This is a genomic window from Anaerolineales bacterium, assembly GCA_037382465.1.
Classification (GTDB): Bacteria; Chloroflexota; Anaerolineae; order Anaerolineales; family E44-bin32; genus WVZH01.
In genome coordinates this window covers 26771-52046 of sequence record JARRPX010000017.1, presented here as the reverse complement: position 1 = coordinate 52046, position 25276 = coordinate 26771, and the positions used below count along the sequence as shown (strand labels likewise).

Sequence of the window (25276 nt, the reverse complement as noted above, 5' to 3'; positions counted from 1 at the left end):
ATCCACTTGAAATCGCCCTTACTTATCTCAGAGAGGACTGCTTTGCGAATGCGTTGACGATGCCGAACCTGCACTTTCACCCAATTGGCAATTCCTGATTCGATGGTAGAATCCAGCGGCGGCGGGGCACTCGTATCCCCGCCGCTTTTATAGGAGCGGCATTGAAACGTTGGCAGTTCTGGCTGGGCATGGCCATCAGCGCCGTCCTGCTCTGGGACGCGCTGCGAGGTTTTCAGCTGGCCGAGGCCTGGGAAATCATCCGCAGCGCGCATTATTGGTGGCTGATACCGGGTGTCGCCATCTATTTCCTGGCCGTCGTTGCACGCGCCTGGCGTTGGCATTACCTGCTGCGCCCCATCAAATCCATTTCCACGAAGGCCATGTTCCCCGTCGTCGCCATCGGATACATGGGCAACAACATCTATCCTGCGCGGGCGGGAGAGCTCCTGCGGGCATACATATTACGGCATCGTGAAGATGTCGCCATCTCCGCTTCACTGGCCACGATCCTCGTGGAACGCGGCCTGGATGGCGTGGTGATGTTGGCTTTCGTGTTCATCAATCTCCCCGAACTCGCTACGCTCACGGCGGATTCCGGTTTTGCCGGAAGCATCCAGACTTTGGCCATCATCGGCACCGTGGTGTTCTTCAGTGCGGTGCTGGTTTTTATCCTCATGGCGGTCTTTCCAAAGCGCGCCATGCAGCTGATCGAGTGGTTTACTGCGCGGCTTTTGCCCGAGCGTTTCCGTTCACAGGTGAACGATTTGAGTGAGCGCTTCTTGGAAGGTTTTGCTGCACTACGTTCGCCGCTGGATGTCTTCATGGTTTTGATCACCTCGATCGTGATCTGGCTGCTCGAGACCGGGAAGTATTGGTTCGTAATGCATGCGTTTCCTTTCCAGGTGAGCTTTTTTGCCTTGATGCTGATGAATGGCATCGTCAATCTGGCGACGACGATTCCCTCTGCGCCCGGATATGTGGGAACGTTCGACCGGCCGGGAATTGCCGTCCTCGAAGCTTACGGCGTGAAAAAATCCCTGGCGACAAGCTATACACTCGTCTTGCACGCCGCGCTGTGGTTGCCCATCACACTTTTGGGTGCATACTATATGACGCGGGAAGGGCTCACCTGGGAACGGGTGAAAAGCGAAATCGAACGGGAGGAAGAAGCATGAACGTGGCGATCGTCGGTGGGGGAGTTGGCGGCCTATCGGCGGCGCATGACATGGCACGCGCAGGCGCAGATGTAACCTTGTTCGAAGCGAGCGACTCCCTGGGCGGGCTCGCAGGCGGCTTTAAAATTCCCCGGTGGGATTGGTCGGTCGAGAAGTACTACCACCATTGGTTCGCCAGCGACCGGCACATCCTGGGATTAATCGACGAGTTGGCCTGGAGTCACCGTCTGATGTTCCTCCGGCCGATCACGGCCGTCTATTACGAAGGTGATTTCTATGCGCTGGATTCCCCGCTGTCCGTACTGCGTTTTCCGGGTCTGCCGCCCTTGAATCGCTTGTGGATGGGCATGGTGATCGCCTATTTGAAGTACATCGCCCGCTGGAAACCGCTGGAATCGGTGACGGCGGATTCCTGGCTGCGGCGTTGGATGGGCGATACGTCCTACGAACGATTGTGGAAGCCGTTGCTGTTCAGCAAGTTTGGCGATCATTACGCCGACGTCAATATGGCCTGGATGTGGGCGCGCTTCAAGGCACGCACACCGCGCCTGGGGACGTTTGAAGGTGGCTTCCAGGCCTTCATCGACGCCTTCGCAGACCGTGTGCGCCAGGAGGGCGTGACGATTCGAATGCGCACGCCTGTGCAGCATATCGCCGCCGAGCCAGGTGGCGGGATTTCGCTGACTCTGGAAAACGACTCGATCGGGGTGGACCAGTGCCTGGTGACGAGTTCGCCGGCTGTGATGGCCAAATTGGCGCCGAGTTTATCGGAAGACTATCTCGGACGGCTGTTGGCGATGAAGTCGATGGGCGCGGTGGTGTTGATTCTGGCGCTCACACATCGGCTTTCAGAAAAAGGAATCTACTGGCACAACCTCCCCAAGGAGGCCGGGTTTCCTTTTCTTTCCCTCGTGGAACACACGAATTTCATTTCCCCGGCTTTCTTCAGTGGGGATCACATCGTTTACTGTGGCGATTATCTGGCTCCGGACCATGAATATTTCTCGTTGAGTAAGGCGGAGTTGCTGGATAGATTCTTGCCGTCGCTGACGCGCTTCAATCCCAAATTCAAGGCGGAATGGGTTCGAGATTCCTGGATGTTTCGCACGCGTTACGCGCAGCCCATTCCCGAACTGAATCACTCCGAAGCGATTCCCGACGTCCGGACGCCGATCCCCGGATTATGGTTTGCCAGCATGAGCCAAGTCTATCCGTGGGATCGGGGTACGAACTTTGCCGTCGAAATTGCGCGCCGGACGGCGGCGGAGATGCTCGCCGCCGGGGATTAGGCCAGCGTAATCTCCACATCCGACCTCATTCCGAATCGTCTTCTTTTCGATCCTCGAACTGCAGCGCGGCAGAATTGATACAGTAGCGTAAACCTGTTGGCCGGGGCCCGTCGTCGAAGACGTGTCCCAGGTGCCCACCGCAGCGGCTGCAAAGGACTTCTTCCCGCAGCATGCCGTGGCTTACGTCTCGTTCGGTGCGGACGTTTTCCTCGTCGAACGGCTCATAGAAACTCGGCCAGCCGGTTCCTGAGTTGAATTTGGTGTCCGAATCGAAGAGCGGGGCGCCGCAGCTTGCGCAGCGAAATATCCCCTCCCCCTTGAAATTGTTATATCTGCCGCTGAAGGGCGCTTCGGTGCCCTTTTTGCGCATGATGCGGTATTGCTCTGCCGAAAGTTGCTGACGCCATTCTGCGTCGGTTTTCTCGATTTTCTCCATGTCGAATACCTCACAGTATTGAGAGACGATTGGGCTTGGCTCATCCAAAGAAACCCGATATTGACGGATTGGCAGGATCTGCGTTCGATCTGATATGAATTTACCGCCCCAATATTAAGGGCAGATGATGATGGTTCGGCTGCGGCGGGGGAAGCCCGCAGGCGCTTTCTGATCGCACCCAGCCTGCTGCGGCCGTGCGCTTCGCGTTCGAGGTGATTTCTCTGGCGGTTCTTCGCGATGTTATAATTCAGCGTCGCCGCAACGGATGGATTCAGATACGGCGCCTGCTGGCGCAAGGACGGAAAGCGCTTTAATGCGAGGTTGGCGGAGGTGTACGTGAAACGATCGAAATTCTATGCGCTGTTGCTGCTTTTCGCGTTGACTGCGTGTGGCGCGGGAACGGAAACGGACCAGACGGCAAGTACACCGGAACAGCCTCAACGGCCGACCAGGACTCCACCTCCGACGGCGACGGTGTATGTCACGCCCACTCCCGAGAAACTGGAAGAAGGAGCGCATGCCGGACTTCCCCTTCTCCAGGATCGCGGAGATTATTTCGCTGCCTCCGGCGCCTGCGCTGTCTGCCACGATAAAATGATGGATGAAACCGGCGAGGACGTGTCGCTGATTGGCTTCTGGCGTTCGACGATGATGGCCAACGCAGCGCGCGATCCGTACTGGCAGGCTTCGCTGGCAGGGGAGATTCTCGAAAATCCCGAGATCGAAGATTCGACCCAGGACCTGTGCGCCAAATGCCACATGCCCATGGCGCGATTCACAGCAATGACGGAAGGCGAGCAGGTTACCGCTGTCGGAGGGCGAGGCTTTCTCTCCGAAGAGCATCCCCTCCACAACCTGGCCATGGATGGGGTTTCGTGTTCGCTGTGCCATCAAATTCGAGCGGATGGACTTGGATCGGCCACGACCAACAGCGGAGATTTTCTCATCGACTCGGAACTGCGAACACCCGATCGTTTGATCTTCGGGATATTCAGCATCGACGATTTTCAGGCGGATCTGATGCAAAATTCGGTCGGCTACCGGCCGGAGCAAGGATTGCATCTTTCGAATTCCACTTTCTGCGCCACGTGCCACACGCTGTATACGACGTACGTGGATGCCAGCGGGCAGCTCGCCGGTGAGTTTCCCGAGCAAGTTCCGTACTACGAATGGTTTTACAGCGATTATCGCCGCACCAACGCCTGTCAGGATTGTCACATGCCCGAGGCGCAAGGCGGCGTGAAAATCGCCAGCACCAGTGAAGTGCTGCGCAGTCCTTTCTCGACACACGTATTTGTGGGGGGAAATGTGTACATGCTTGAGATGTTCAACACGTTCCCCGATGAATTGGCGCTGACCGCCTCGAGCGAGCAGTTCCAGGCGACCATCGACCGCACCCTCGATCAACTGCAAAACGATACGGCCACGATCGACTTCGAGGACTTACGCTTGTCCGGCGTTTACCTCACCGCCGATCTGCAGATCGAAAATCTGGCGGGTCATAAATTCCCCACCGGTTTTCCGGCCCGGCGTGCCTGGATTCACTTCGTCGTGCACGACGCCAACGGCGACGTGGTTTTCGAATCGGGCGCCGTCAATCCGGACGGCTCCATCGTGGGCAACGACAACGACGCAGACGCGACGACGTTCGAACAGCATTACGATGCCATCGTACAACCCGAACAGGTGCAGATCTACGAGGCCATCATGCAGGACACCGAGAAGCACGTCACCACCGTGCTGCTCAATGCGGCCAGCTACCGCAAGGACAATCGCCTGCTGCCTTCCGGGTTCGAAAAGCAAGCGCCCTATCAAGATATCGCGGTGCGCGGCGAAGCGAAGGAAGACGACGATTTCGAAGGCGGTGGGGATGAAATTCAATACATCATCAACCTGGGCGACCATCCGGGTCCGTTCAAAGTAACGGCTGAGCTTGTCTATCAATCGATCGGCTACCGCTGGGCCAACAATCTCGCCGGGCACTCCGATCCACTCGTGGATCGTTTTATCGGTTATTACAACACCGTTCCCAACATGCCGATCGTGGTCGCCAGTGTAACGTCTGAAACCCAATGAATTTGTCGGTTCAGTGTCTGTTCTTCGTTTCCGAAAGGGGCTATCCAGAATGGACGGCCCTTTTCTCTTTTCGTAACCGTTTGCCGTATTCGTTGTGGAAATTCAAACTAATTGGACTGAATACATCCTTATAGGGTTACATAAACCACTATTGACAGCGAGGGTCGGGGCGGTATCCTCCATGATAGCGGGTGAATGTCATGCACGAACTGCCGATCACAGAAAGCATCCTTGAAATTGCGCTGCGCCACGCCCAAGCTGCAGATGCACGGCGCATTCGCAATATCTACCTGGTCATCGGTCAACTCTCTACGGTCGTCGATGAGTCGGTACAATTCTATTGGGGACTGGTGGCCGAAGGGACGATCGCCGAAGGTGCTCGCCTGCAATTTCGCCGCATACCTGCCGAGATCGAGTGCCTGGAATGCCATCAGCGCTACCCACCTTCGGAAGACAACATGGGTTGTCCGGCTTGCGGAAGCGAAGTGGTGCGCGTCGTGGCGGGCGATGAATTTTTCGTCGAAGCGATCGACGTCGACAGTAGCGTGGTCTCCGAAGAGATCGACCCTGCGGGAGCAGAAGCATGAGTGAACGAATCCCTGTTGCAGAGAAAATCTTGAGCGCCAACGATCGGTTGGCGCAGGAAAATCGCGCCCGGCTCGACGCGCATGGCGTTTTTTCCCTGAACTTGATGGCGTCACCCGGAGCCGGCAAGACGTCGCTCATCGAACACACCATCCGCGGCCTCACCGAACAGATGCGATTGGGCGTGATCGACGGGGACATCGCAACGTCGATCGACGCAGATCGAGCCAGCGCCGCGGGTGCATTGGCCGTGCAGATCAACACCGGCGGGGAATGCCATCTCGATGCGGTGATGCTGCAGGGTGCATTGAACGAGATAGATTTGAAGCAGATCGATCTGTTGATCGTAGAGAACGTCGGCAATCTGATTTGTCCGGCGAGCTTTCAACTCGGTGTGCATAAGAGCGTTTTGATCGCTTCCGTCCCGGAAGGTGACGATAAACCTTCCCGGATTTGGTGACCTTTCCACTGTCCTGCCGCACGGAAGAAGGTTTGGCCGAATGGATGGATTGGGTAACGGAAATGACGGAATCACACCGTCGGGGAGCCGCATCAACGGATGCGGCCGCGCCCCAGGAGGATTCGGAGCATGAATCAAAGGCTTCCTGAGGAAACCACTCGGGAGTCGTTCTCGGCGAGAGGCTGTCTCCGATGAGTGAGATTCGAGGCGCACGCATTCACGTCGACGGAGTCGTGCAGGGGGTCGGTTTCCGTCCCTTCGTGCATGGACTGGCGCAGCGCTTGCAGTTGACGGGCTGGGTTCGCAACACGTCCGCCGGCGTGGACATCCTGGTCGATGGCACGCAGGAGGCGATCTCGGCGTTCCTGGCTGCGTTGGAGAATGACGCGCCGGCTCTGGCGCGCATCGACGGCATTCAGTCCGAAGTCACGGGGGCAAACGGGTTTTCTATTTTCGAGATCGTGCATTCGGAAGAAATCGAGGGCGCTTTTCAACCCATTTCCCCGGACGTGAGCGTGTGCGCGGATTGTCTCCGCGAACTGAACGATCCCCAGGACCGCCGCTATCGATATCCGTTCATCAACTGCACGAACTGCGGGCCGCGTTTCACGATCATCACCGGCATCCCGTACGATCGACCCAACACGACGATGGCGGCTTTCGAGATGTGTGCGGATTGCGCCGCCGAATACCACGATCCCGAAGACCGCCGTTTCCACGCCCAACCCATCGCCTGCCCGGTTTGTGGACCACATATCTGGTGCGAAGTCCAGGGCGCGATCGTGGCAGAGCGGGAGGACGCACTGGCGTACGCCCGCAAGAGCTTGGTGGAAGGAAAAATCGTCGCCATCAAGGGACTCGGCGGTTTTCATCTGGCTTGTGATGCGACGAATCCTGAAGCCGTCGAAACCTTGCGGGAGCGAAAACTGCGCGTCGAGAAACCGTTTGCCTTGATGATGCCTGATCTTACGGCGGTAGAAGCTTATTGTATTGTGGACGAGGATGAGCGGGCGTTGTTGTCGGCTCGCGAACGCCCGATCGTGATACTCGAACGTCGGCCGGAATCCAATATCGCCGAGTCGGTCGCGCCCAAGCAGCATACCCTCGGCGTGATGCTGCCCTACACGCCCTTGCACGTGCTGCTGCTCGAACCGGCGCAGGATTTTCCTGCGGCGTTGGTGATGACCAGCGGCAATATGAGTGAAGAGCCGATCGTTACACAGAACGAAGAATCTCGCGAGAGTCTTGCACCGCTTGCGGATGTCTTCTTGATGCACAATCGCGGAATTCAAACCCGCTGCGACGACTCCGTGGTGCGTATTTCCGAAAAGGACGTCTATCCGCTGCGGCGTGCACGCGGTTATGCGCCGTATCACATCCGCCTGGGATGGGATTCGCCGTCGATTCTGGCCACAGGCGGCGAACTGAAGAACACCTTCTGCCTTACTCGCGAGCGCTACGCTTTTCTCAGCCATCACATTGGGGACATGGAGAATTTCGAGACGCTGCAGGCTTTCGAGCAAGGTGTGCGCCACTTCGAGCGCTTGTTCCGGGTCCGGCCTGCCGTTCTGGCGTACGATCTGCATCCCGATTATCTGGCCACGCGCTACGCCTTTGTACGCGCGGAGCAGGAGCAATTGCCCGCCGTTGGCGTGCAGCATCATCATGCGCACATCGCCGCTTGTATGACCGAGCATGGGCTGCCTGAAGATCGTCCGGTGATCGGCGTGGCCTTCGACGGCACGGGATACGGTGAGGACGGCGCCATCTGGGGCGGTGAGTTCCTGTTGGCCGACTATGCAAATTTCCGGCGTCCTTACCACCTGACGTACGTTCCCATGCCGGGAGGAGACGCAGCCGTGCGTGAACCGTGGCGCCTGGCCTTGGCCTGGCTGCGGCGGGCAGGATTGGAATGGGAAGATGAGCTCGCGCCCGTGCGTGCCTCTTCCGGCGAAGAACGCCAGGCGCTGCGCCGGATGTTGAACATTGAATTGAATACGCCGCTGACATCCAGTATGGGCCGCCTTTTTGATGCGGTTTCTTCGCTCGCCGATGTGCGTCAGCGAATCAATTACGAAGCCCAGGCGGCGATCGAACTAGAAGCCACAGTGATCCCGGACGAAGAGAGCGCATACACGTTCGAACTGCGCGAGACGGAAATCGATCCGCTTCCCGTGATTCAGGCCATTGTCGCCGATGCCCGCGCAGGCGTGTCCAAGGGACGCATCGCCGCTCGTTTCCATCTCGCTGTGGCCCGGATGGTCGATAATGTGTGCCGTCTGCTGCAGAAGAAGGAGGGCATCGGTGACGTCGTGTTGAGCGGTGGGGTGTGGCAGAATCAGGTGCTGCTGTCTCATACAATGCGACTGCTGGATCAAAGCGGTCTGCAGGTCTATCTCCACCGGCGAGTCCCGACGAACGATGGCGGCATCGCCCTGGGCCAGGCGGCGATTGCAGCTCATCGCTTGCAGCAGAAGCCCACAGATTCGACGGAGTTTGCGTCGTTCGCCGTGGAGAGTAGGTGATCGCAGCGAGTCTGCGAAGGAGGATTTGGGTATGTGTCTGGGTGTGCCAGGTATAATCACCGAGATATTCGAAATGGAAGGTCTGAAAATGGGCAAGGTGGACTTCGGGGGAGTCGTCCGTGAAGCCTGTTTGGAATACGTGCCGGAAGCGGAGGTTGGAGATTACGTCGTCGTTCACGTCGGCTTCGCCATCAGCATGTTGAGCGAAGAGGAGGCGCAGGAAACGCTCGAGATGCTGCGCGAAATTGTCGACGTTGAAGACGAGGTGGGACCGGAGGCGCAAGCCACATGAAGTACGTCACGGAGTATCGCGGCGCCGACCTGGTACGGGGCATTTTGACGCAGATTCGCGAGACGATCACGCAGCCATGGGTGATCATGGAAATCTGCGGCGGCCAGACGCACGCCATCGTACGCCACGGTCTCGATCAATTGCTGCCCGAAGAGATCGAATTGGTTCACGGACCGGGCTGTCCGGTTTGTGTCACTTCTTTGGAACTCATCGACAAAGCTCTGGCCATCGCTTCCATGCCCAACGTCATCCTGACATCCTACGGCGATATGCTGCGCGTTCCGGGATCTGGACGGGATTTGTTCTCCGTGCGGGCTTCCGGGGGCGACGTGCGCGTGGTGTATTCCCCCCTGGACGCCGTGAGGATCGCCCAGGAGAATCCGGATCGGGAAGTGGTCTTTTTCGCCATCGGTTTCGAGACCACAGCGCCGCCCAATGCGATGGCGGTCGTTCAGGCCAAGGCGCTGGGGCTCGAGAATTTCAGCATGCTGGTTTCGCACGTGCGGGTGCCTCCGGCCATGCACGCCATTCTGGGTTCGCCGCGCAATCGCGTGCAGGGTTTCCTGGCGGCGGGCCACGTGTGCGCGGTGATGGGATATTGGGAATACGGCCCCATCGCCGAGCAGTACGGCGTTCCGATCGTGGTGACCGGATTCGAACCGGTGGATATCGCCCGGGGAATACTGCACGTCGTGCGTTTGCTGGAGAACGATCAAGCCGTGGCTGAGAATGCTTACAAGCGAGCCGTGACGTTGGAAGGCAATCGGCCGGCTCAGGAGTTGATCCAACGCGTCTTCGAATCCTGCGATCGCAAGTGGCGCGGAATCGGCATGATCCCGCAAAGCGGATGGCGCCTGCGGCCTGAATTCTCCGCTTTCGACGCCGAAACGCGCTTCGACGTGCAGGCGATCCAGCCCAGGGAGTCGCCGTTGTGCATCGCGGGCGAGATTCTGCAGGGCTTGAAAAAACCGTTCGACTGCACGGCTTTTGGCAATCAATGTACGCCCGAGTCGCCGTTGGGCGCGACGATGGTCTCTTCCGAAGGCGCCTGCGCGGCCTACTATCGATACGGTCGCATAGAGATCGAGGCTGAAGCAAGATGACGGATGATCGCAAAGACGAAGTCGTGATTCACGGGCTGGTTTGCCCACTGCCGCTTTCGCACGAAGAGACGATCGTCATGGGACACGGAAGCGGGGGACGAATGACCCAGCGTCTGATCGAGCAGACGTTCTATCCGTCCTTCGAAAACCCGGCTCTGCTGCGCGGCGACGATTCCGCTGTGGTGGAATCGCCGGCAGGAGGACGGTTCGCCGTATCGACGGACGCGCACATCGTCTCTCCGCTCTTTTTCCCCGGCGGGGACATCGGCAGGTTGGCGATTTGTGGAACGGCGAACGATTTGGCCATGGTCGGTGCGCAGCCGCTCTGGATGACGGCCAGTTTTATCATCGAGGAAGGGCTGCCGCGCTTCCTACTCGAACGCGTCACCCAATCGATGAAGGAGGCCGCAGCGGAGTGCGAATTGATCGTCGTCGGCGGCGACACAAAGGTTGCCGAACGCGGCAAGGCGGACGGTCTCTTCATCACGACCAGCGGAGTCGGGTGGATTCCCGCCCACCGGAATGTGAGTGGGGCAAACGCCCGACCCGGCGATGCGGTCCTGCTTTCGGGAACGATCGGAGATCATGGCATCGCCGTACTCGCCGCGCGAGGCGAACTGGCTTTTCAGGCGGAGGTCGAATCGGACGTCGCCCCGCTCAACGGCATGGTCGAAGCGATGTTTACTGTAAGTCCGTCCATTCACGTGTTGCGTGATCCGACTCGAGGCGGTGTGGCGACGACGCTCAACGAAATCGCACGGCAGAGTGGTGTGGCGATCATCCTGGAGGAAACGACCATTCCGGTACGCCCTGCGGTTACAGCGGCGTGTGAGATGCTGGGATTCGATCCACTCTATATTGCCAACGAAGGCAAATTGCTCGCCTGCGTTCCCGCTGAAGATGCGCAAGTCGTCCTGGCGGCGATGCGTAAGACGAAATATGGTGAGGATGCCTGCAGGATCGGCGTCGTGGCAGACGCTCCAGCCGGGCGGGTGTTGATGAAAACGGCCATCGGTGGCACGCGTGTGATCGACGTGCTGGCCGGAGAGATGCTGCCCCGCATCTGCTGAGGCGGCCCCGCCTCGTTTTCTTTTTTTGCCAGGGTTAATGCACCAGGATGATCTGAATGTCCCCGGGGTCTTGCCTGAAGGCGCGCTCGAGGTGTACCCCGATCTGTTCCTCGACCAACCCCCAAATGTGCGCTTCCTGATTCCGCAGTAGATTAATGGAATGGATGGCGTCGATGTCGTTCTCGATGAGCCACTGGTAGAGTTCTTCGCCCGTATCGTAGCTGCGTAACTCCTCGGGAAAACGAACGTAGGTCATGCGCGCGGCCAATACGTGTCCCGGTGCGAAGGATACGACGCGCGATCCGGGTTCGAGATTGTCGATCATGAATAGAACCGCTTGTTCGTCCGAAGATGAGCCCAGCGAGCGGAATCCCGGGGAGGGATAGGCGCCTCTCAAGATCAATCCCAGGCACATCAAGACCAGTAGCCCGAAAAGCTGCCGGTTCACGATTTCGCTCCGGCTGGATAGGACGATCCATACCGCCCATATTCCGAACAGAAAGACGGATGCGGCGAGGAAGATGGCGAGTTTATTGTCTGCCAGGCCGTATACGCACAACACCACGAGCGCAAACGAAATCAGCATCTTGTAACGGCGGCTGTCAAAGCTTGCGACCGTGCGGCGCAGGCCAATGGCAGCCAGCGCGATCGTAATAAAGAACGGCAGCAGCAAATAGCCGCCCCGGAAAAACGTGAGGAAGTACACGGCCAGATGGGCAGGCCAAAGGAGCGTGATGGCCGTGAGTAAGTATGCCTTCTTCCTGAGCAGCTCGACGACGCCGACCAGGGCAAACAGAAACAGGAGTGCCCCGAGGCGGATGTCATAGGCGTGCAGCAGGGTGGACGGCAGCGAGGTGACGATCCCTTTCAGACGATCGAAGTAGGCCGAGGGATTGCGTCGAATGGCCCGGAAGATGGAGTAGCCGTTCTCTTCAGGAGAACCAAAGATCTGGCGCGCCTGGAGCTGGGCCTCGATGGTCAGGTTTCCGGCTTCCGGCTGTGTTTGCAGCGGTTGTCCCTGCTCGAACGCCATGTAGGTCCTTTTTGCCGTTCCCAGGCTGAAGTTTCCCGTGACGCTGCCGTAAAACAGCACGTAGCCTGCGACGAGAAGCGAGAAAGGTAAAACGCCCGCCACGATCGCCCGAAGGGATGATTTTATCGAGCGTTCGTTGTTGAGGGCGATCAGCAGTGTGAGCAGCAGGAACAGGGCGAAGAGCACGAGACCGTCGTTACGCGAAAGCGCGGCCAGTCCGAGCAGGGCAGATGCTTGCCACACATGCCGGCGTTCTCGGGTATTGTAGTACTTCAACACCTGCCAGAAGGTGAGGCCCGACAAGCCGGCGAACAATGCATCACTTGGATTCAGGAACAAATCCGTCAGCAGCGGGGAGACGACGAGCAATCCTGCCGCTATGAGAGGAGAGGCAAACTTGCCGTATTGCCGTGCGACGAGATAGCCGGCGAGCCAGGTCAATGAAAACAGGATCAAACGCGCTGCGCAGGCGCTGTGAACGATCCAAAACGGGGAAGCCTGGAAGGGGAGATAGGTGACGGCGTACAGCAGGGCGAGAAACGGATTTCCGGCGAACTCGGGTAGATTCCCTTCCACGAGTTGTCTGCCTCGGTCTATGTAGATCATCTCGTCGAAAGGACCGAGATCCTTCAAACTTATTAACATGAGCGGGTAAATCAATACCAGGTTGATGACGAACAGGAGGATGGCCGGAGAGACATTTCGACCGGCGATCCGGTTTGTAACGCCGCGAAGGATATCCCGCAGCCGGCGTTTTTCTTTTTGAGGGGCGTTCTTTGGGTCGTCCTTCATCGTGCCGTCCTTGTGCGAGGTCACTCTGGCAGAACGAGGGCAGTGGCCGATTTTCCCGCTCGTCGTGACTCGAAACCAATTAAATCACAGTTTGCCTCCGGTTTGTGGCGCGTTTTACCAACGAGTCGCATAGTGTATGAGGTCAAGGCTATAATAGATGTAGCCCCCATCGGTTCGTGGACGGGCTCCGATGGGAGTTAAATTTCAATCGGTCTCGCGCTGTGCAGAGGCTCATTGGAAGGTGAACGACATCCGACTCCGTTCAATTTCATGTGCATGTTGGCAGTGGGGTATGGGAACAGATTTAGCCGGGATAACCGCAAACGCACGCAATCTACTCGAGACGATTCCCCCGCACGTGATTCTCGTCGCCGCGGCGAAGGGTAGAAGCATCGACGAGGTCAAAGCCGTACTTCGGGCCGGCGTAACACACATCGGCCACAACTACGTTCAAGAAGCGGAACCGATGGTCGAAGCGTTGGGAGATACCGCGACGTGGCACATGATCGGCCATTTGCAGCGCAACAAGGCGAAGATTGCGGCAGCCACATTCGATTTGATCGAGACCGTCGATTCGGTTCGATTGGCGAAGGCGCTCAACCGGCACTGTACGAACTGTGGCAGGACCATGCAGGTGTTGGTGGAAGTCAACATCGGGCGCGAAAGCAGCAAAACGGGGGTGATGCCGGAGAACGTCGATAAACTCGTTGAGGAAATGTCTCAATTCGAGCACCTGCGTGTACTCGGCGTGATGACCATGGGGCCGCGCTTCGGCGATCCCGAGCTTGCCCGGCCGTACTTCCAGCAAGCCAGGGAGATTTTCTACCGCCTGTCGAATATGACGTTGCCCAATGTCACCATGCGCTACCTCTCCATGGGAATGAGCAACAGTTACGAAGTGGCGTTGGACGAAGGCGCCAATATCGTGCGTATCGGAACCAGGTTGTTTGGACGTCGTTAGCGAACAAGCGGCGGCGGAAGCGCAGGTTATCCGATGTCCCCTGCCAGGTATGCATTGGTTCTCTCGTCCATCGGTCGGCTGAACACCTGCGCACTGGACCCGTGCTCGATCAATTCGCCCATCCATAGTACGAGAATATGGTCTGCAAGGCGGCGCGCCTGACGCAGAAGATGGGTTACGACGATGATGGTCACCTCCTCTTTCAATGCCATCAGTTGAGCTTCGATTCGCTGGGCTGCAATTGGATCGAGGGCCGACGTCGGTTCGTCACACAGAAGCACTTCCGGTTGAACGGCGAGAGCCCGCGCCAAGCACAGACGCTGCTGTTGACCCGTGGATAGATGGGATGCCGGCGAGCGAAGCCGGTCGTGTACTTCCTGCCAGAGGCCGGCGGCACGCAGATTGCGTTCGACGATTTCGTCGAGTCGTTCTTTTTTCGAACCGTTTTCTCCGGGAATGCGGCTGTGTACGCGTGGACCATAGGCGACGTTATCGTAGATCGACATGGGAAGTGGAAACGGCTTGGGGGCAAGGAATCCGATTTTGGTTCGCAGTTCCGTTACGCACGTTTCTGGGTGATATATATTCTTGTCATCTAAAAATACTTCTCCCGTGATGCGGGTATTCTCTGTCTCTTCCAACAGGCGGTTGAGGCTTTTGAGCAGCGTGGTTTTCCCGCATCCGGAAGGTCCGAGAATGGCGGTGATACCGCGATCCGGTATCTCGCAGGACAGGTTTCGTAGTGTATGTTGATCGTTGTACCAGACGTTTAGATTTCGTACCCGTAAGTGAGCCATTGTCGTTTGCCTCTTTCCTAGCGAATGATATGTTTTTTCATCTTGTTTGCCAGGGCGCGGGAAAAGACGCTGATGACAAGGATGAGTGCCGTAAGTACGAGTGCGGAGGCGTAGGCGCGCTGCTGCACGGCGGGGAAAGGAGTTGCCAGTTGAAAGAAAACCGCCAGTGGCAGCGACGCTGCCGGCCGGAAAAGCGAATCCGGCAGCCGATCGGTAAAGCCCGCCGTGAAAAGTACGGATGCCGCATCGCCGATACCCCTGCCGAAAGCAAGGAGGGTGGCCGTCAGAAGCACCGGGGCCGTCTGGCGAATGACTACTTTCACTGCCGTCTCGATCTTTGTGGCGCCGAGCCCATAGGAAGCCTCCTTCAATTCCGACGGTACCATCGTAAAGGCTTCGTCCATACCCCGGGTCAGAATGGGCAGCTCGAGACAAGCGAGTGCCAATATGCCTCCTAACAGCGACGCCCGGACTCCCAGCCAAAGCATCAAGATGAAAGCAAAGGCGCCGTAGACGATGCTGGGTATCCCCCAGAGTACGTCCATCGAGAGCCGCACGACTTCCGCTGTTCGTCTGCGCGTGGCGTAGAAATGCAGGTAGATGGCGACGTGGAAACCAACGAGAAAGGCGATCATTGTGGCTCCCCCCGCGAGACAGAGGGAGCCGACAATTGCGTTGAGGATACCGCCTTCCCTCCCGAGATAGTATCCACCTTTGGGCGTCTGAGTCAGCATCGCCAGATTCAGTGCCGGCAAGCCGTGTTTGAGAACCGTCAGGAAGATCATCGCCAGGCTGCCGAGTACGATCAACAACGATGCGAACATCAAGCCCTTGAAGAATTTCTCCTCGATCATTCGTCGATTCATGCCGTCTGCCTCTATTGATATCGATGCAAGCGCAACAGTACCAAACGCGAAAGGATGTTAAAGATTAAGACGACGACCAACAAGATCAAGGCCGCGGCGAGGAGCGCAGAATCGTACATGGGCACGGAAAGCATCTCTCCATAGTTGTTGGCGATCAGCGCTGTGAGGGGATAGGCTGCGTCAAAAAGCGATTGCGGAAGCTGCGCGATGTTGCCTACCACCATCATGACGGCCATGGTTTCGCCGAAAGCCCGTGAGAAGCCCAAGACGACAGCAGCCGCCACCCCGGGGAGTGCCTTGCGCAGGACGATGTGCTTGGTCGTCTGCCAATGGGTGGCTCCCAATGCCAAAGATGCCTCCCGCAGACCTTGGGGCACTACGTGAATCACTTCTTCGGAGACGGAGATGATGATGGGAAAAACCATAACGGCTAGCACCAGTCCGCCCGACAAGACTCCAAACCCCGTGGGATTTTCGCTGTTCAAGAACGGAATCCAACGTAGATGTACGCTGCAGAAAGGTATTACGGTGTGTTCGACGAGCGGCACCAGCACGAGGACGCCCCATACCCCATAAACCACGGACGGTATTCCTGCCAATAAGTCGATGAGGGGTTTTATGAGTGCGCGCGCACGTGAGGGGGTATATTCTGCGAGGTGAATCGCAGTCAACAGCGAAGGAGGTACTGTGATGATCATGGCCAGTATCGTTACCCACATCGTGCCCACGATGAAGGGCAGAAACCCGAAGATCCCTCGATAAGGCTGCCAGCTCGTACCAAGAAGATTTGCTTTTAGGGGCTTGGCGGATAGGATGGGCCATGCTCTGAGCAGCAGTACGAGGGCGATGATGGGCACGAGAAAGCTGGCGGCCCAAGCGAGAAACCCTGTCAATCTTCTTGCAATGTCGTCAGCGTCGACCCGGTCGAGGCCGATCGAGAAGCGCGGGGCTCGAAAATCTTGTTGGGAGGGAGTCTGTTCCAGGATCTCCTGCATCGGTCAACCTTCACTTGTTGCCGGTTGCGATATCGTTATGGCGGGAAAACTGGTTGGGGTCTGAGGAGGAGAACAATGGCTTTCCCATTACGTTTTCAATCCGGGGTCGCTTGTCCCGCCTTCATTCGATGGTCGCGATGGCTTCTTCAAGTTTAGCCGGCAGTAGCGGTACGTATCCTGCTTCGCCGACGTATGCTTGTCCTTCGTGCAAGACCCACATGAGGAAGAAGCGCGTCAGTCCTGAGGGTTGGTTTAAAGTCACAAGATTCAACTCGCGCGCCGGCGGGGAAGGATAAGTTCCGGTAGAAACTGCGCCTATCGCTTGTTCCTTCGTGTCGAGCGTTTCTTGTTCGTTGATTTGACGGTTCTGGTCGAGATCCAACGGAATCACCTGGGCGCCGAGAACCGGCAGCCCGGTGTCGGTGTCGAAGGCATAATTCAAATTGTTGTAGCCGATACCGAGTGGATCCTGAATGACGGCTTCGAGCAGTCCTGGGTCCCCATACACGCCGATACCCAGCAGATCCTCCTGTAGACCGCCGAAATACTCTGCAATGGTTGCCGGCGCACCGGCGGCGTCGGACCGCGTGAAAACATGGATGGCATCGGTTACCTCGGGCCGATCTACCAGTTGTCCCCAGTTGGTAATCGTTCCAGTGATGTAGATTCCAATGAGTTGCTCCCGAGTCAATCCCATCCGGCGCAACTCCTGCCAAACCGGATTCCCCGCGTTTACAGTGAGAAAGACGGCATCTTTCGTTACGGGGATCCAGAATGCTCCTTTCTCAATCTCTTCGGGATAGATTTCCCGGGAAACCATGCCGATGTCTACGACGCCGGCGAGGACGTCCGACATGCCTTTCCCTGCGCCGCCCGCAGAGACGTCAATGCGCACATCCGGATAAATACTCTGGAACTCATCACTCCAACGGACCATAAGGGGGTACAGCGCCCAGGCGCCGGAGATGGTGATGGTGCCCTTCACGGCATCTTCATCGAATTCTTGCGGCGCGGTAGTGGCGCAGTTGGCGATGAATAAACAACAGACGCAACATAGACCTAACCAACGTCTGCATGCTGAAGCGATCATTGTGACGTTTCCCTATTCGTGTGCCTCGTCCAAGGCACTCACTCAGATTTGTTGGGTTCGTTGCCTTCGCAGATCATTCGGGTTCCCAAGCCGCCTGCAGCAATAACATAAGGTATTCGCCGCGTGCAATAACGGTTGTTCACCCGGGTGAATTGAAAGCAAAGCCGACCTGTTTGTCGGCCGGATTCCACCTTATTTTCACGTGAGTGGATAACAGGAAAGGTGATAGGGCCGTAACAAAAGGGTAACAAGCACGGGCCAAACCTCGCGGCGATCGAGGATTCAGATCCGCCTGCCTTAATGGCTGGGATCGTTTCGCACCCAAAGGTGGTGAGATTACTCGTAAAATGACAAAGGCCACATCGAAAACACGAAGAATTGAGTGGGCAAGACAATGTACAATAGAATGTAAGATCGTCACTGCAAACTGCCGGAGGTGGTAATGGAGACGGTAATGGAATTGGAAAAAATCAAAGCCGCACACCGCAGGTTGGCTGTATATGAGTACGAGAAACGACCTGTAGAGCACGGCTACGCCAACCGCACGCTGGCGATCGATCTTTCCACCAACGCTATTTCCGAAAAACCCGTGACGCAGCAGATGAAGGACGTGTTTACCGGCGGGCGCGGTTTCGCCCTCCGGCTGCTGTGGAACGCGGTGGATGGGGACACGCGCTGGGACGATCCCGAGAACGCGCTGGTCATCGCCGGTGGCCCGATCGGCGGCATCACGACCTATCCCGGATCGGGGAAATCGACGGTGGTCACCATCTCCCCGCTGACCCATTCGGTGATCGACAGCAACGTCGGCGGCCATTTTGGGCCTTACCTGAAATTCTCCGGCTTCGATGCCTTGGAAATCTGCGGAAAGGCCGAGAAGGATGTCATCGTCGTGATCGACGGCGATGCGGGCAGGGTGACCATCGAGGAAGCCCCGCTGGAGGAGCTGAACACCCATCTCCTCGGGGAGCAGCTGGCGGGGATGTATGCGCAGGACGATCGGGATAAGAAGAATCTGTCCGTTATATCGACGGGCCAGGCTGCGCGTCACATCCGCTACGCCTGCCTCAACGTAAGTTGGTACGATCCGCAGCGAAAAGAGATGCGGGTGAAGCAGGCCGGGCGAGGCGGGACGGGACGCGTCTTCCGCGACAAGAAACTGAAAGGAATCGTCGTCCGCTACAGCGATTTGGACAGCACGAGCAACAACCCGGCGGACATAGCGCTGCTCCATAAGGCTGGGGAGCGCATCAACAAGGAGATCATCGCCTTCGACGATGCGCAGAACCAGATGCGCAAGATTGGCACGCCTTACCTGGTCGAGATCATGGATCACTTCGACCTGCTGCCGGTGCACAATTTCCGCTTCGGTTCGCATCCCGAGTCGCCGAAGATCGATTCGACGGTGTGGAAATCGACGTTCACCCAGGACGTGTTCGACGGCTGCTGGGTGGGCTGCACGCTGTCCTGCGCGCACGCCGTGGACCATTTCCATCTGCGTACGGGACCGTACGCCGGCGAGGTGGTGATCGTGGACGGGCCGGAGTACGAGACCGTGGCCGGTTTGGGCTCTAACATCGGGGTATTCGACCCGCTGGCGATCATCGAGATGAATTTCTACGCCGATACCTACGGCATCGACACGATCAGCCTGGCCGATTCGATCGCTTTTGCCATGGAGTGTTACGCCGCAGGCGTCCTCACCGAGGAACACACCGGCGGCCTGGCCCTGGAATGGGGAGACGCCGAAGCGGCACTCGAGCTGATCCACCAGATGGCCAACGGCGAGGGTTTCGGCGCCGTCATCGGACAGGGCGTGCGCTACATGAAAAAGTACTTCGCCGATAACTTCGGCGCCGATCCCGATTATCTGCAGGACATCGGTATGGAGAACAAAGGCCTGGAATTCTCGGAGTACGTCACCAAGGAATCGCTGGCGCAGCAGGGCGGCTACGCCATGACGCTGAAAGGCGCGCAGCACGACGAGGCCTGGTTGATCTTCATGGACCAGATTCACAAACTGTTTCCGACCTTCGAGGACAAGGCCGAAGCGCTGCACTACTTCCCCATGTGGCGCACCTGGTTCAGCCTGCACGGGTTGTGCAAGCTGCCCTGGAATGACATCACGCCGGAGAACAATGCCGAGACGGACGAGCCCGGCAAGGTCCCCGAGCACGTCGAGAACTACACCTGGCTCTACGAGGGACTCACCGGCACGTCGGTGACCGGAGAGGATCTGGTGCGTCAATCCGAGCGTGTGTACAACTTCCAGCGCATCTTCAATTTGAAGCTGGGCTTCGGCACGCGCCGGCACGATTATCCACCCTACCGCGCCATGGGTCCGGTGACGGTGGAGGAGTACGAATCGCGCGCCGAGCGCTACGACGGGCAGCTCAAGGAATTGGGGATCGGCATCGAGGGGCTATCGACCGAGGAGAAGATGGCCAAACTGCGCGCACAGCGAGAGGCGCGCTACGAGCAGTTGATGGACGCCGTCTACGAGCGCCGCGGCTGGGACAAGGACGGCGTGCCGACACTGGAGATCGTCAAACAGCTGGGCATCGATTTCCCGGACGTGGTCGAATTGATCGAGCAGCATAAATAGACTCTCGTGAGACGTGACGAAAAGACGCCCGGTCCGGGCGTCTTTTTTCCCGATCCTCGAGACTTAGCCATTCCGTCCCAGAGAGTGTTTCTAATCCTCACGGCCTACTTCCAGCGCCTGCACGATGGCCTGCGTGGCTTTGGCCAATTCGGGTGACAGATCGTAGAGCGCCGTGCCCTCGCGATCGGCCTGGCGCACGTGAGGATCGTAGGGTAAATACCCGATCACCGGCAGCCCGGGGCTGTTGTCCTCGATGAACTTTTCGTCTTCTTCCCCCTGGACCTTGCTGCCCACGATGTAGAGATTCTTCAGCCGGATGTCCTCGGCCAGCGACTTGATCTGCGCCGCGGTGCCCATGCTGCGCTTCGTGGGCTCGACCACGATCAGCATGGCGTCCACGGCGGAGGCCGTGGCGCGGCCGAGGTGCTCGACCCCGGCGTACATGTCGAGCAGTATGACTTCGTTGCGCTGCAGCAGAATGTAAGTGGTCAAGGCACGCAGAATAGCGCTCTCGGGGCAGATGCAGCCCGAACCGCCCAGCTCGACGGCGCCCATTTCGAGCAAGCGTATGCCGCGATGCACGGCCGAGAAACGGTCGGGGATGTCGTCCACGCGAGGATTGATCTTGAAAAAGCCGCCGGTTGTGCCCGGCTGCGCGCCGGTGCGTTCGTAGATCAGATCGTCCATGCGGGCGATGGGGGTCAATTCCTCCAGCAGTTCCTGCGGGAAGGCCAGCGCGTCGGCCAGGCAGGGCGCCGGGTCGGCGTCGATGGCCAGGACCTGGAAGCCTTTTTCGGCGTAAGCGTAGGCCAGCAGTGAAGTGAGTGTGGTCTTGCCCACACCGCCTTTTCCGGTGATGGCGATTTTCATTGCGTTTCCTCGGATCGATCTATGATTTGAAGCGGCCTAAATTCTCCAGCTTCTCTCGTAAAGATTCTATCCGCTCCCGGTCGAAGCTGGGGACGCTCCAGGATGGCGTCGTTGGCCGCCAGTTGGGGATATCGCGGATGCGCGAGCGCAGGGCGCGCAGGCGGTAAAAATGCTTGTGGTAGCCGCGCAGCTTCGCTTCACGCCGCAGCGTGCGGATCACGGCGGTGATGTCGAAACCTTCCTGGCAGGAGATGCCGTCGGTGAAGGCGTCGTCGCAGTTCCACAGGGAACGATTCTGCAGCGCCAGCGGATCGTCACGCGCAGCGGCGCGCAGGATTTCCCCGAAGGTGAGATCCATGCCGGGGGCCATCCAACTTTCGCAGTTGCGGCAGTTGGAACACGTTCGTACGTCCTGGCCGGTCTCGGCCAGGATGATGAACGGCAGCGGCCCGCGTTCGCCGGTTTCGGATTGGAGTGATGAAATACGCTGAATGAAGTTGCTCAACTGCCAGCGGTCGACCAACTGCCACAAGCTCTCGCCAATCGGCGGCCGCTCACGGCTTCGCCGCGGCAGCTTCAATTCACGCAGCCGGGAGGATACGTTCGTCTTGCGCTCCCTGGCCGCCAGGACCATCCTGGTGTGGGCTCTGCGTATGGAGCGTTGCGTCGTGCGCAGGTAGTCTATAGCAAACCTCGCTCTTTCAACAGCGGCCGTGGGTCTACCATGTTGAACTTCAGCGCGGCTTCTTCAGGCATGCCGAAAGCCAGCGCCATGAGCTGCGTGAAGTACAGCGCCGGCGTGGGTTGCGTGATATCCATCTGCGCCTGCCGCCCGTCGATGTTGGCGTGGCACATCGGGCAGGCCACGGCCAGCAGATCGGCGCCGCGGGCGCGGGCGTTCTCCAGAATCTCGGCGCTCATCTCGAGCACGATCTCAGTGGCGGTCAGGGAAAGTGAAGCGCCGCAGCATGACACCTTGCGGTCCCAGTCGATGGGTTCTGCACCCAGGACCTTCATCAAACGGTCCATGGCCATGGGGTATTCGGGTTCCTTCGAGCCGGTGATTTCTGGAGGGCGCGTGAGCAGGCAGCCGTAGTAGCAGGCGATCTTCAGCCCCTCCAGCGGCTTTTCGACACGCTCGGCGACGGCCTCCAGACCGACATTCTCGACGACGTAATCCAAAAGTGACGAGATCGCCAGACTGTCTTGATACTCGTAACCCAGTTCTCGATCGACCTCTTTTTTCAATTCAGGATCGAGGCGCATTTCGCGCGCCGCGGCCTTGAAGCGGTTGAAGCACATGGCGCAGGGCAGGGTGACTTCGTTTACGCCTTCCATCTCGTACAGCGCCAGGCTTTCGAGCGGCAGCTGCACCGAAAGTTCGTGGTCCACACGGTGGGCGGGCGAAGATCCGCAGCAAATCCAATTCTTCGGTTCTACGGGCACTCGATCGAGTGCTTCCAGTGTCGCCAGGGCGGAAAGGTTGAATTCCCTGGCCAGGGAATGTAAAGAGCAGCCGGGGTAATACCCGACCTCGTTGGCCTCCCGTTCCGGCGGGGATTCTTTCGTCTTGGGTTTGCGTTTACGGATCACCGAGGGCAGGAAGGCGATCTTACCGTGTTTGATCATATCCAGCCCCAGGTCGACGTCCTTGAAAGGCTGCTTGGTGCGCATGTTCATTTCTACCATCAGGCCCAGTTCGTAAGAACGGCCCAGCAGGTCGACGTCGCGCAGAAATACCTTGTTGAACAGGGCGACTTCGGGCACCTTGGGTTTGATGCCTTTGGCCATCGCCTCGCCGACGATGAAGTCCATCACGCGGGCGATATCGATGCCCTGCGGGCAGCGCGTGGTGCAGGTCTGGCAGGAGGCGCACAGCCAGGGCGATTTACTCTCGAAGATCAGGTCTTCCATACCCAACTGCGCGGCGCGCATGACCTGATTGGGGCCCATGTCGAAGTGTTCCATCAGGGGACAGCCAGAGGTGCATTTCACGCAGTGATAGCAGAGAAACACGTTCTCGCCTGTGGCTTCGCGGATACGGTCGGCCAGATCGGTGCTGAGTTTGGTTTCCATAGGCATCTCCCTACTTCGCCGGTTCCGGACGCGGCAGCAGGCCTGCGCCCTCGACGATCGGCTTGACCGCTTCTTCCCATTCGATGGCCATCACGTGCACGCCGGCAACGCCTTCGATCTCGCGCATCTGCTGGATCTGCTCGATGGTGATCTTCATGCCCTCCTCGCGCCAGGCCTGGGTGCGGGCTTTCTTGTCCGCTTTGTCGATGCCCTTCGCAGCTTCGGTCATGCGGTCGACGTAGATGTCGGGTACGTCCAGGCCCGGGACCTGATCGCGCATGTAGCGCGCCATGCCGGGGGATTTCAGCGGACCCAGGCCGGCCAGGATGTACGCCTTCTCGTGCAAGCCAAGTTCGCGCACTTTCTGCATGTATTCGGCGAAGCGCTCGATGTTGTAGATCAACTGCGTCTGGATGAAATCCACACCGGCGGCGACTTTCTTCGCCAGGCGGTAGGGGCGGTATTCGAAGGGGTCGCCGAAGGGATTGGCCGCCGCTCCGACGAAGAAGCGCGGCTCGATAGTTTTCATCTCGTCGCCGCATTCGAATTTGCCCTCGTCGCGCATCTTCACCACCATCTGGATCAGCTGCACGGAATCCAGATCGTGGACGTTCTTGGCCGTGGGGTGATTGCCGAAGGATTGGTGATCGCCGGTCAGGCAGAGCACGTTGCGCATTCCCAGGGCGTAGGCGCCCAGCAGGTCGGATTGGATCGCCAGGCGATTGCGGTCGCGGCAGGTCATCTGGATGATCGGTTCCAGGCCTTCCTGGACCACGATGGTGCCGGCGCCGATCGATGACATGCGTACGATGGCGGTTTGGTTGTCGGTGATGTTGGTGGCATCGACCACGCCCTTCAACAGGGCGGCTTTCTCGCGGATGACGCCGCCGTCGGCGCCCTGCGGAGGGCCCAACTCGCCGGTGACGACGAATTCACCGGCGCGCAGCAGGCGTTCCAGGCGAGAGCCGGATTTGTAACCGTTGCTCGATGTTTTTGTCATGGCTTCACTCCTTCTCGCCTACTCAGACTCTTCGGCTGCGAGACGCAGATCCTGGCGGGTAATTCTGCGCGGACCGCCGTCGCGGCTGGTGGACCAGTTCTTGGGACCCTGTACTTCTGTCAGCAGGTGCAGGCGATCCTGATCCTTTAGTTTGTCGTAGATCAACTGCCAGGCGCAGGGCGTATCCGGGTTGATCTCGCAGACGCCGTTCTGCGAGCCTCCGCAGGGTCCGTTGAGCAGTTGTTTGGCGCAGCGGGCGATGGGGCAGATACCGCCCGTCAGACCGAGGATGCATTCGCCGCAGGCGGCGCAGCGTTCCTCCCACACGCCCTGTTCGGTGGGCAGCCCCAGAAACGAAGTGTTCAATCCGGGGACGACGACGGCTTTGGGGAAGCGTTCGGCGAGTGCCTGCACGCCGATGCCGCATCCAATCGAAACCACCACGTCCACCTGATCGACGCGTTCGCCAATGGGGTCGATGTACTCCCATTCGCACTGGCGCTGCACGGTGACGTGCTCCACGGCCTTGGGCCCACCGTCGAGTTTGGTCGACATGCGCAGGCTGCTGGCCAGGATGCCGGCTTCCTTCTCGCCGCCGGCAAAGCACACCGTCACACAGGTGCCGCAGCCGACGACCAGCACGTCTTTGGCGTCGGCGATCAAGGCCTTGATCTCCTCCAATGGTTTTTGTTCCGCGATGATCATACTTCACTCTCCCTGATGCCGGAGCGTTTACGCACGCTTCCGGATCCTGTTTCCCTATACTTTGTTATTTTCCTCAGCGGCGAGCCGCAGTGGATTCGGGCCCAAATTTTGAATCTGCTGCGCCATGGTTTTCGCCGTTTCGGCGAATTGTTGGGCCATCGCCGATGAGAGATTGAACATTTCCACTCGCTCGGATTCCAAACCGATCGACTCCAAAATTTTGGCGTTGGCATTACCTTCCAGGTAATGGCAGTCGCCGGGCAGTCAACCGGCGACCATCACGCCGTCGGCGCCGCGTTCGAATGTATGCAGCACCTCGAGCGCGTCCAAACGCCCGGAGCAGGGGATCTCGACGATCTTGGCCTGCGCCGGATACTGGATGCGCAGGACGCCGGCCAGATCTGCTGCGGCGTAGGCGCAATGATGGCAGCAAAAGGCGACGATCTGCATATCGTTCCCGTTCTCGCTCATCTAT

23 protein-coding genes are annotated in these 25276 nt (G+C 58.4%); 11 read left to right on the top strand and 12 right to left on the bottom strand.

The genetic code is table 11. The features are described 5' to 3' along the window. Nucleotides 1-161: 161 nt before the first annotated feature. Both P8Z34_06505 and P8Z34_06500 read left to right on the top strand, forming a co-directional pair. Complete coding sequence (locus P8Z34_06505; GenBank protein ID MEJ2550314.1) at nt 162-1175, top strand: lysylphosphatidylglycerol synthase transmembrane domain-containing protein; 1014 nt, start codon at nt 162-164, stop codon at nt 1173-1175. After that, the gene (locus tag P8Z34_06500) at nt 1172-2464 is read left to right on the top strand and encodes an NAD(P)/FAD-dependent oxidoreductase (GenBank protein MEJ2550313.1); all 1293 of its coding nucleotides are present in this window, start codon (nt 1172-1174) and stop codon (nt 2462-2464) included. The genes P8Z34_06505 and P8Z34_06500 overlap by 4 nt, the downstream gene beginning before the upstream one ends. 25 nt (nt 2465-2489) lie before the next feature. On the opposite strand, the gene msrB is transcribed toward P8Z34_06500, so the two are convergent. Then, a complete protein-coding gene (gene msrB / locus P8Z34_06495) occupies nt 2490-2900 on the bottom strand; it encodes a peptide-methionine (R)-S-oxide reductase MsrB (GenBank protein MEJ2550312.1) in 411 nt (136 codons plus the stop codon). Nucleotides 2901-3236: 336 nt separating this feature from the next. Here msrB and P8Z34_06490 point away from each other — a divergent pair, with 336 nt between their 5' ends. The 7 genes from P8Z34_06490 to hypE all read left to right on the top strand — a co-directional run bounded on the left by P8Z34_06490 (nt 3237) and on the right by hypE (nt 11011). Next, nucleotides 3237-4976: a multiheme c-type cytochrome gene (locus P8Z34_06490; GenBank protein MEJ2550311.1), complete on the top strand. Its 1740-nt coding sequence runs from the start codon at nt 3237-3239 to the stop codon at nt 4974-4976. Between the two features lie 200 nt (nt 4977-5176). Beyond that, nucleotides 5177-5563, top strand: coding sequence for a hydrogenase maturation nickel metallochaperone HypA (gene hypA / locus P8Z34_06485; GenBank protein ID MEJ2550310.1), 387 nt, complete (start codon nt 5177-5179; stop codon nt 5561-5563). Continuing rightward, nucleotides 5560-6021: a hydrogenase nickel incorporation protein HypB gene (gene hypB, locus P8Z34_06480; GenBank protein MEJ2550309.1), complete on the top strand. Its 462-nt coding sequence runs from the start codon at nt 5560-5562 to the stop codon at nt 6019-6021. Before hypA ends, hypB begins: the two co-directional genes overlap by 4 nt. 191 nt (nt 6022-6212) lie before the next feature. Beyond that, nucleotides 6213-8546, top strand: coding sequence for a carbamoyltransferase HypF (gene hypF, locus P8Z34_06475; GenBank protein ID MEJ2550308.1), 2334 nt, complete (start codon nt 6213-6215; stop codon nt 8544-8546). A gap of 31 nt (nt 8547-8577) precedes the next feature. Beyond that, nucleotides 8578-8838, top strand: a complete 261-nt coding sequence (locus P8Z34_06470) for a HypC/HybG/HupF family hydrogenase formation chaperone (protein ID MEJ2550307.1) — start codon at nt 8578-8580, stop codon at nt 8836-8838. After that, a complete protein-coding gene (hypD, locus tag P8Z34_06465) occupies nt 8835-9941 on the top strand; it encodes a hydrogenase formation protein HypD (protein ID MEJ2550306.1) in 1107 nt (368 codons plus the stop codon). The genes P8Z34_06470 and hypD overlap by 4 nt, the downstream gene beginning before the upstream one ends. After that, complete coding sequence (gene hypE, locus P8Z34_06460; GenBank protein ID MEJ2550305.1) at nt 9938-11011, top strand: hydrogenase expression/formation protein HypE; 1074 nt, start codon at nt 9938-9940, stop codon at nt 11009-11011. Before hypD ends, hypE begins: the two co-directional genes overlap by 4 nt. A gap of 34 nt (nt 11012-11045) precedes the next feature. On the opposite strand, the gene P8Z34_06455 is transcribed toward hypE, so the two are convergent. Further along, nucleotides 11046-12836, bottom strand: a complete 1791-nt coding sequence (locus P8Z34_06455) for a hypothetical protein (GenBank protein ID MEJ2550304.1) — start codon at nt 12834-12836, stop codon at nt 11046-11048. Between the two features lie 292 nt (nt 12837-13128). Between P8Z34_06455 and P8Z34_06450 the strand changes: the two genes are divergently transcribed. Further along, nucleotides 13129-13797: a YggS family pyridoxal phosphate-dependent enzyme gene (locus tag P8Z34_06450; protein ID MEJ2550303.1), complete on the top strand. Its 669-nt coding sequence runs from the start codon at nt 13129-13131 to the stop codon at nt 13795-13797. Between the two features lie 26 nt (nt 13798-13823). Here the strand turns inward: P8Z34_06450 and P8Z34_06445 are convergent, their stop codons facing one another. The 4 genes from P8Z34_06445 to P8Z34_06430 all read right to left on the bottom strand — a co-directional run bounded on the left by P8Z34_06445 (nt 13824) and on the right by P8Z34_06430 (nt 17440). Continuing rightward, nucleotides 13824-14594 carry a phosphate ABC transporter ATP-binding protein gene (locus tag P8Z34_06445; GenBank protein MEJ2550302.1) on the bottom strand — a complete coding sequence of 257 codons (771 nt, stop codon included), beginning with the start codon at nt 14592-14594 and terminating at the stop codon, nt 13824-13826. Nucleotides 14595-14611: 17 nt separating this feature from the next. Continuing rightward, nucleotides 14612-15460, bottom strand: a complete 849-nt coding sequence (gene pstA, locus P8Z34_06440) for a phosphate ABC transporter permease PstA (GenBank protein MEJ2550301.1) — start codon at nt 15458-15460, stop codon at nt 14612-14614. An 11-nt stretch (nt 15461-15471) separates the two neighbouring features. Then, entirely contained in the window at nt 15472-16455 is a 984-nt protein-coding gene (gene pstC, locus P8Z34_06435) for a phosphate ABC transporter permease subunit PstC (GenBank protein ID MEJ2550300.1), read from the bottom strand. 121 nt (nt 16456-16576) lie between these two features. Then, complete coding sequence (locus P8Z34_06430) at nt 16577-17440, bottom strand: substrate-binding domain-containing protein (GenBank protein ID MEJ2550299.1); 864 nt, start codon at nt 17438-17440, stop codon at nt 16577-16579. A gap of 559 nt (nt 17441-17999) precedes the next feature. Between P8Z34_06430 and P8Z34_06425 the strand changes: the two genes are divergently transcribed. After that, nucleotides 18000-20150 (top strand): aldehyde ferredoxin oxidoreductase C-terminal domain-containing protein, encoded by a 2151-nt coding sequence (locus P8Z34_06425; GenBank protein ID MEJ2550298.1) that lies wholly within the window; start codon nt 18000-18002, stop codon nt 20148-20150. Nucleotides 20151-20240: 90 nt separating this feature from the next. Here the strand turns inward: P8Z34_06425 and P8Z34_06420 are convergent, their stop codons facing one another. The 6 genes from P8Z34_06420 to P8Z34_06395 are packed head-to-tail and all read right to left on the bottom strand — an operon-like array spanning nt 20241 to nt 25251. After that, nucleotides 20241-21020 (bottom strand): carbon monoxide dehydrogenase accessory protein CooC, encoded by a 780-nt coding sequence (locus P8Z34_06420; GenBank protein MEJ2550297.1) that lies wholly within the window; start codon nt 21018-21020, stop codon nt 20241-20243. 19 nt (nt 21021-21039) lie between these two features. Continuing rightward, entirely contained in the window at nt 21040-21654 is a 615-nt protein-coding gene (locus P8Z34_06415; protein ID MEJ2550296.1) for a hypothetical protein, read from the bottom strand. Between the two features lie 47 nt (nt 21655-21701). Then, nucleotides 21702-23096 (bottom strand): heterodisulfide reductase-related iron-sulfur binding cluster, encoded by a 1395-nt coding sequence (locus P8Z34_06410; protein MEJ2550295.1) that lies wholly within the window; start codon nt 23094-23096, stop codon nt 21702-21704. Between the two features lie 10 nt (nt 23097-23106). Next, nucleotides 23107-24096, bottom strand: a complete 990-nt coding sequence (locus P8Z34_06405) for a methylenetetrahydrofolate reductase (protein MEJ2550294.1) — start codon at nt 24094-24096, stop codon at nt 23107-23109. Nucleotides 24097-24114: 18 nt separating this feature from the next. Next, complete coding sequence (locus P8Z34_06400) at nt 24115-24801, bottom strand: methylenetetrahydrofolate reductase C-terminal domain-containing protein (GenBank protein MEJ2550293.1); 687 nt, start codon at nt 24799-24801, stop codon at nt 24115-24117. Between the two features lie 54 nt (nt 24802-24855). Then, nucleotides 24856-25251, bottom strand: coding sequence for a hydrogenase iron-sulfur subunit (locus tag P8Z34_06395; protein MEJ2550292.1), 396 nt, complete (start codon nt 25249-25251; stop codon nt 24856-24858). Nucleotides 25252-25276: the final 25 nt, after the last annotated feature.